General features: G+C 65.5%; 6 protein-coding genes. All 6 read left to right on the top strand.

What is annotated here, in order from left to right; translation table 11 throughout:
• Nucleotides 1-29: 29 nt before the first annotated feature.
• The 6 genes from fliF (at nucleotide 30) to P3T24_RS36005 (ending at nucleotide 7,289) form a co-directional block, all read left to right on the top strand.
• Entirely contained in the window at nucleotides 30-1,823 is a 1,794-nt protein-coding gene (gene fliF / locus P3T24_RS35980) for a flagellar basal-body MS-ring/collar protein FliF (protein WP_074262836.1), read from the top strand.
• On the top strand, nucleotides 1,813-2,808 hold the full coding sequence (gene fliG / locus P3T24_RS35985) for a flagellar motor switch protein FliG (RefSeq protein WP_074262837.1): 996 nt from the start codon (nucleotides 1,813-1,815) through the stop codon (nucleotides 2,806-2,808). The genes fliF and fliG overlap by 11 nt, the downstream gene beginning before the upstream one ends.
• Nucleotides 2,795-3,481 carry a flagellar assembly protein FliH gene (gene fliH, locus P3T24_RS35990; protein ID WP_429411620.1) on the top strand — a complete coding sequence of 229 codons (687 nt, stop codon included), beginning with the start codon at nucleotides 2,795-2,797 and terminating at the stop codon, nucleotides 3,479-3,481. Before fliG ends, fliH begins: the two co-directional genes overlap by 14 nt.
• The gene (fliI, locus tag P3T24_RS35995; RefSeq protein ID WP_074262839.1) at nucleotides 3,475-5,115 is read left to right on the top strand and encodes a flagellar protein export ATPase FliI; all 1,641 of its coding nucleotides are present in this window, start codon (nucleotides 3,475-3,477) and stop codon (nucleotides 5,113-5,115) included. Before fliH ends, fliI begins: the two co-directional genes overlap by 7 nt.
• A 2-nt stretch (nucleotides 5,116-5,117) precedes the next feature.
• Nucleotides 5,118-5,567, top strand: a complete 450-nt coding sequence (gene fliJ / locus P3T24_RS36000; protein ID WP_074262840.1) for a flagellar export protein FliJ — start codon at nucleotides 5,118-5,120, stop codon at nucleotides 5,565-5,567.
• A 75-nt stretch (nucleotides 5,568-5,642) separates the two neighbouring features.
• Nucleotides 5,643-7,289, top strand: a complete 1,647-nt coding sequence (locus tag P3T24_RS36005) for a flagellar hook-length control protein FliK (RefSeq protein ID WP_429441538.1) — start codon at nucleotides 5,643-5,645, stop codon at nucleotides 7,287-7,289.
• Nucleotides 7,290-7,416 lie beyond the last annotated feature (127 nt).

Raw genomic sequence — 7,416 nt, forward strand, 5'->3', positions numbered from 1 at the left:
ACCCAGGCATCCCCGGAGATACCCGACGCATGGATTCGTCAGCCAACTCGTTGATTAACCCCGACGCCCGTATGGGCCTCGCCGGCGCGCAACCGCCAGGCGGCGCCGCACCCGGCGCCAGCCAGCCCGGCGGCGCTGCGGACCTGGGCGGTGGGGGCCTCGGCGGTAACTTTAGCCAGCGCCTGTCCGGCCTGACGCAGATGCGCGGCAATCCGCGTGCACCGCTGATCTTCGCGGTCGCCGTGCTGGTTGCCGTCGTGGTCGGTCTGTGGCTCTGGTCGCGCGCGCCTGACTATAAGGTGCTGTATAGCAACCTGTCGGATCAGGACGGTGGCTCGATCATCACCGCGCTGCAGGCCGCCAACATCCCCTACAAGTTCTCCGACGGCGGTGGCGCGATTCTCGTGCCGTCCGACCAGGTGCATGAAATGCGTCTGCGTCTCGCCTCCCAGGGCCTGCCGAAGAGCGGCTCGGTCGGTTTCGAACTGATGGACAACGAGAAGTTCGGCATCAGCCAGTTCGCCGAGCAGGTCAACTACCAACGCGCGCTGGAAGGTGAACTCGAACGCACAATCGAATCGGTTTCGAGCGTGAAAACGGCCCGCGTCCATCTGGCTATTCCGAAGCCTTCCGTATTCGTACGCGACAAGGAAGCACCCTCGGCCGCGGTGCTGGTGAATCTGTATCCGGGCCGTATGCTCGACGAAGGCCAGGTCAACGCGATCACCCATATGGTGGCTTCGGCGGTGCCCGAAATGCCGCCGCGCGGCGTGACGATCGTCGACCAGGACGGCAACCTGCTGACCCAGCCGCCTTCCGGCGCAGGTCTGGACGCCACCCAGCTCAAATATGTGCAGCAGATCGAACACAACACGCAGCAGCGCATTGACGCGATCCTGGCTCCGTTGTTCGGCGCCGGCAATGCGCACTCGCAGGTGAGCGCCGACGTCAATTTCTCGCAGGTCGAGCAGACCTCGGAAAACTACGGTCCGAACGCCAATCCGCAGCAGGCCGCGATTCGCAGCCAGCAGACCAGTACCGACACGGAAATGTCGCAAGGCGGCGCCTCCGGTGTGCCGGGCGCCTTGTCGAACCAGCCGCCGCAGCCGGCCTCCGCGCCAATCAACGCGCCGAATGGCGCGAGCGGTGTGACCACGACGCCGGTCAGCGACCGCAAGGATGCGACCACCAACTACGAACTCGACAAGACCGTGCGCCACGTCCAGCAGGCGATGGGCAACATCAAGCGGCTGTCGGTGGCGGTGGTGGTGAACTACCTGCCGGTGGTGGATGCGAAGGGCCACTCGACCATGCAGCCGCTCACCGCCGACAAGCTCGCCCAGGTCAACCAGCTGGTGAAAGATGCGATGGGCTTCGACGCCCAGCGCGGCGACTCGGTGAACGTGGTCAACAGCGCCTTCGAGACCGAGGTCGACCCGAACGCCAATCTGCCGTGGTGGCGCACGCCGGACATGATCGCGCTGGCCAAGCAGCTCGCGACGTACCTGGGCATCGGCGCTGTCGCCCTGTTCCTCTACTTCGTGATGGTCAAGCCGGCCCTGCGCCGCGCCTTCCCGCCGCCCACGCCGGTTACCGCCGCCTCACTGCCCTCGCCGGACGAGCCGATGCTGCTCGACGGCCTGCCGGCTAGCGAGCGCAGCGGCAGCAAGGCGAGCGACGACGACGGCGAATCCGACCTGATGTCGCTCGAGAGCGATAAACACAAATTCGAGCGGAACCTGGAATACGCCCGCAACATTGCGCGCCAGGATCCGAAGATCGTTGCAACCGTCGTTAAGAGCTGGGTGTCCGATGAGCGCTGAAGGCGTAGTGAAAAGCGCGCTCCTCCTGATGTCGATCGGTGAGGAAGAAGCGGCGCAGGTATTCAAGTTTCTGGGGCCGCGCGAGGTCCAGAAGATCGGTGTCGCCATGGCGGCGCTGAAGAACGTGACGCGCGAACAGGTCGACGAAGTGCTGCACGAGTTCGTCCGCGAGGCCGAGCAGCACACCGCACTGTCGCTCGATTCGAGCGACTACATCCGCTCGGTGCTGACCAAGGCGCTCGGCGACGACAAGGCCGGCGCGATCATCGACCGGATCCTGCAGGGCAGCGATACGAGCGGTATCGAAGGCCTCAAGTGGATGGATTCGTCGGCCGTGGCCGAGCTGATCAAGAACGAGCACCCGCAGATCATCGCGACCATCCTCGTCCACCTCGACCGCGATCAGGCTTCCGAAATCGTCGCCTGCTTCAGCGAACGTCTGCGTAACGACGTGCTGCTGCGGATCGCCACGCTCGACGGCATCCAGCCGGCCGCGCTGCGCGAACTGGACGATGTGCTGACGGGCCTGCTGTCCGGCAGCGACAACCTCAAGCGCAGCCCGATGGGCGGCATTCGCACCGCCGCGGAAATTCTCAACTTCATGTCGAGCAACCACGAAGAAGGCGTGCTCGAAAACGTCCGCCAGTACGACGCGGAACTCGCGCAGAAGATCGTCGATCAGATGTTCGTGTTCGAGAACCTGCTCGACCTGGAAGACCGCGCGATCCAGTTGCTGCTGAAGGAAGTCGAGTCGGAAGCACTGATTATTTCGTTGAAGGGCGCGCCACCTGCGCTGCGCCAGAAGTTCCTCTCGAACATGTCGCAGCGTGCGGCCGAACTGCTCGCCGAAGACCTCGACGCCCGCGGTCCGGTTCGCGTCTCCGAAGTGGAGACGCAGCAACGCCGCATTTTGCAGATCGTGCGCAACCTGGCAGAAAGTGGTCAGATCGCGATAGGCGGCAAGGCGGAAGATGCATATGTCTGATCAGGATCCCGCGCGCAAAGGCAGCCTCTCGGCCTACCAGCGCTGGGAGATGGCCTCGTTCGACCCGGTGCCGCCGGCGCCGCCCGAGGAGCCGGCCGACGACAGCGGCGCCTTCGAAGCGGAGCTGCAGCGCCTGCGCGACGCCGCGCATGCCCAGGGCCTCGCCTCCGGTCACGTGGCCGGGCAGGCGCTCGGTTACCAGGCAGGCTACGATCAGGGTCACGCGCAAGGCTTCACGCAGGGGCAAACCGAAGCGCGCGAAGAAGCCGCGCGCCTTGCCGCCCTGGCGGAAAGCTTCAAGGTCGCACTGGACGGCGCGCAACACGAAATTTCGGAGAACCTGGTGGCGCTCGCGCTGGACATCGCGCAGCAGGTGGTACGCCAGCATGTGCAGCATGATCCGGCCGCACTGATTGCCGTAGCCCGCGAAGTCATCGCAGCGGAGCCGGCCTTGACCGGCGCGCCGCACCTGGTAGTGAGCCCGGCGGACCTGCCGGTGGTCGAAGCGTATCTGATGGAAGAATTACAGGCGCGCGGCTGGTCCGTGCGAACCGATCCGGCCGTGGAACGCGGCGGTTGCCGCGCCCACGCCAGCACCGGCGAAGTGGATGCCGGTATCGACACACGCTGGGAGCGGGTTGCTGCCGCTCTCGGCAAGGCAAGCACATGGTAAAGCCGACCATCGAGGAAATCCGCGCCAGCGATCTGACGCCGCTCGAACAGGAGTTGGCGCTAGCCTCGTTCGGCATGCACGCGCTGCCACCCGAGCCGATGGAGTTGCCGAGTGCGCAGCCCGCGCCGCGGACGGCCGCCCCGCACGATCCTCGCCATGGTCATTCGGCCAGCGCGTTCGCCGCCGCGAGCCGCGATGCCGCGCCGTCTTCAGCGAAAGCCGCGGCTCGCCCGGCACCGAACCCGGCGCTCGCCAACAACCCGCACATGAACGCCTGGCGTGACCATCTCGATGGACTGCGCGCCCGTAACGCGATTGCGCGGCCAATGCGCGCCTGCGGACGCCTGACACGGGCCGCGGGCCTCGTGCTCGAAGCGGTCGGGCTGCGCCTGTCGGTCGGCGCCGAAGTGATGATCGAACTGCCGCTGGGCAGCTCGCGGCCGATGGCGGAAGCCGAAGTCGTGGGCTTCGCCGGCGACAAGCTGTTCCTGATGCCGACCACCGAAGTGATCGGCCTCCTGCCCGGCGCACGCGTCTATCCGCTGGAAAGCGCACCGATCGCCGATCCGATGGCGGGCGCGAAGCGTCTGCCGGTGGGCTGGGAACTGCTCGGCCGCGTGCTCGATGCCTCCGGCCGGCCGCTCGACGGACTCGGTCCGCTCGGCACGAAAATGGACGCCCCGCTCTCCGCCCCGACCATCAATCCGCTTAACCGCGAGCCGATTCACAAGGTGCTCGACGTCGGCGTGCGCGCAATCAACGCGCTGCTGACGGTGGGCCGCGGCCAGCGCATGGGCCTGTTCGCCGGGTCCGGTGTCGGTAAATCGGTGCTGCTCGGCACGATGGCGCGCTACACCAGCGCCGAGGTAATCGTGATCGGCCTGATCGGCGAACGCGGCCGCGAAGTGAAGGAATTCATCGAACAGATTCTCGGTGAGGATGGCCTCGCGCGCTCGGTGGTGGTGGCCGCGCCAGCGGACGTCTCGCCGCTTCTGCGGATGCAGGCCGCTGCCTACTCGACCTCGCTCGCCGAATACTTCCGCGATCAGGGCAAGCACGTGCTGCTGCTGATGGACTCGCTGACCCGCTACGCAATGGCCCAGCGCGAGATCGCCCTGGCGGTCGGCGAACCGCCGGCCACCAAGGGCTATCCGCCGTCCGTGTTCGCCAAGCTGCCGGCGCTCGTCGAGCGCACCGGCAATGGCCCGGCAGGCGGCGGATCGATTACGGCGTTCTACACGGTGCTGACCGAAGGCGACGACCAGCAGGACCCGATCGCCGACTCGGCGCGCGCGATTCTGGACGGCCACATCGTGCTGTCGCGTTCGCTGGCCGAAGCCGGGCACTATCCAGCAATCGACATCGAAGCCTCGATCAGCCGCGCGATGACTGCGCTGATCGACGAGCCGCACCTGGAGAAGACGCGGCTCTTCAAACAGATGCTGTCGCGTTACCAGCGTAACCGCGACCTGATCAATGTGGGCGCCTATTCGACGGGGCGCGACCAGTTACTCGATCGCGCGATCGCACTGTATCCGCGCATTGAAGCGTTTTTGCAACAAGGTTTCCGCGAATGTGCGGAATTTGACGCGAGTCTGAAGAGACTCGATGCGCTGTTTGCCCAAGGAGGCTGACGATGGCGAAACACTTTCCGATCAAGACGCTTATTGGCCTCGCCCAGGACGATGTGGACGCCGCCGCGCAGCGCCTTGGCCGAGCCCAACGTGAGGCAAGTGAAGTGCAGGCGCAGCTCGACGCCCTGGTGCGCTACCGCGACGAATACCACTCCCGCTTCACGACGACCGCCCAAAGCGGGATGCCGGCCGGCAACATGCGCAACTTCCAGGCTTTCATCGATACGCTCGACGCCGCCATCGAACAGCAGCGCAAGCTGCTGAACGCAGCGAACGCGCGCGTCGAAGCGGCGAAGCCGGAGTGGCAGCGTCACAAACAGAAGCTAGGCTCTTACGAAGTACTGCAGGCACGCGGCGAAGCAGCGGAAGCGCAGCAAACGGCGCGCCGTGAACAACGCGATGCAGACGAACACGCCGCGCGCATTCTCAGGATGCGCGCCGAGGGTGCATAACCCGCAAGCGAGCACGACAGCTCGACCGGGAGCAGCCGGAACTTGACCGGATTTACCGGATAGACAGGATCGACCATGTCGCCACTTTCATATATCAGTTCGCTATTCGGCTCGTCGAACAGCACGCCGGGCAGTTCGCCGTCGGACTCTGCGAGCGCGCAACTGTTCTCGCAGACCCTGCAACAGAGCATGGAGGCGCAGACCGAAGCCGCGCAGAACGCAAGCGACGCGCAGAACCAGCCGACGCCGACACCCCCGACACCCTATTCACCGCCGACGCCGTCGGACCCGTCGTATTCCGCGAGCACGCAGAGCGCCTCGCAGTCGGACGCTCAGGCACCGGACAGCGCGGATGACAGCAGCGACAGCACGAGCGACGCAAGCAACACCAGCAATAGTTCGAGCAGCGCCAGCAGCACCGCTAGCGCCGACGGTTCGAGCAGCACAAGCGGCGCCAGCGGTACAAGCGGCAGTTCCAGTACCAGCAATGCCAACGGTGCGAACGGTGCCAACAGCAGCGGCACGAACTCGGCGAGCTCCTCGAGCAACACGCAGCAGGCGAGCGGCAACGGCAACGCGAAGGGCACGACGGCACAGCAGGACAGCGACGGATCGAACGATGCCGCGAGCACGACGACAGCGTCGTCGGTACTGGCGCAGTTGCAGGCACAGCTTCAGGCCAGCGCCAACGCGAGCGCCGGCGGCACGAACACACAGACAACCGACGACGCCGGCACGACGTTGACGGACGGCACGACCGCGCAGGGCGCGAAAGACAGCGACAAGGCGGACGGCACGCACCACGGCAAGCGCCTGGCCTCGGCAGACGGAAAGACGGCCAACGACGCGCTGCAGGCGGCGCTGGCGGCACTCAACGGCACGCAGGGTGCAGCGCCGGCCCAGGCCACGAACGCCGGCAATGCGGCGACGGGCGCAGCGGGATCGAACGACGACACCGACCTGTCGGTGAGCGCCTCGAAGAGCGACAAGAATTCGGCAAGCAACACGCTTCTGGGCGATGCGAAGCTCAAGCAGGGCGACAAGACCGATCCGACTGCGGTCACGACGACGAGCCCGACGGACACAGCGGGCAGGGATGCAGCCGATGCGCTGGCATTGACGGGCATGGCGAACACACAGGACAGCCTGTCGAGTTTGAAGGGCACAGCGGACGCAGCGAACGCGGCGCTGGCCGCGAGCCAGGCTGCGGCGAGCGCATCGACGGCAACGACGGCCACCCAGGGCACGAACCCGGCAACGACCGCGGCGGCCGCGAGCACGTTGGGACCGGAGGTGGGCACGTCGGATTGGGAAGAAGCTTTGGGACAGAAGGTGGTGTTTTTGTCGAACGCACATCAACAGAGTGCTGAGTTGACACTGAACCCGAAGGACCTGGGACCACTTCAGGTGGTGTTGCAGGTTGCCGATAACCATGCACATGCGTTGTTTGTTTCGCAGCATCCGCAGGTACGGGAGGCCGTTGAGGCGGCGTTGCCGAAGTTGCGGGAGGCGATGGAGCAGAACGGTATAGGGTTGGGGAGTGCCTCCGTCACTGATGGGTTTGCCAGGCAGACTGGGCAGCAGGGGCAGTCGTCGGCCAATGGGGCGAGGAATGGCTCTGCCAGTGGGGTTGCCTCCGGCGGGGATGATGACGGAGATTCCACTGCTGTCGCTAATGTTGCCGTTCGGCGGACTGTGGGGCTTGTGGATACGTTTGCATAAGGTTTTGGGTTTGCCTGCGCGGCGCTTGTCTGTGTTCTTGCTGCTTTGGCCTTTCCTTGCTGTCTTATCGGTCTATTAGCGATGCCCCTGTGCGGGGCGGCACTTACTTTCTTTGCCGCCGCAAAGA

The organism is Paraburkholderia sp. GAS33, assembly GCF_050436645.1.
Lineage (GTDB): Bacteria > Pseudomonadota > Gammaproteobacteria > Burkholderiales > Burkholderiaceae > Paraburkholderia > Paraburkholderia phenazinium_B.

What these genes read in the sequence shown, in the direction of transcription:
- fliF (WP_074262836.1), top strand. Translation starts at nt 30, where the DNA reads ATGGATTCGTCAGCCAACTCGTTGATTAACCCCGACGCCCGTATGGGC.
- fliG (WP_074262837.1), top strand. Translation starts at nt 1,813, where the DNA reads ATGAGCGCTGAAGGCGTAGTGAAAAGCGCGCTCCTCCTGATGTCGATC.
- fliI (WP_074262839.1), top strand. Translation starts at nt 3,475, where the DNA reads ATGGTAAAGCCGACCATCGAGGAAATCCGCGCCAGCGATCTGACGCCG.
- P3T24_RS36005 (WP_429441538.1), top strand. Translation starts at nt 5,643, where the DNA reads ATGTCGCCACTTTCATATATCAGTTCGCTATTCGGCTCGTCGAACAGC.
- fliJ (WP_074262840.1), top strand. Translation starts at nt 5,118, where the DNA reads ATGGCGAAACACTTTCCGATCAAGACGCTTATTGGCCTCGCCCAGGAC.
- fliH (WP_429411620.1), top strand. Translation starts at nt 2,795, where the DNA reads ATGCATATGTCTGATCAGGATCCCGCGCGCAAAGGCAGCCTCTCGGCC.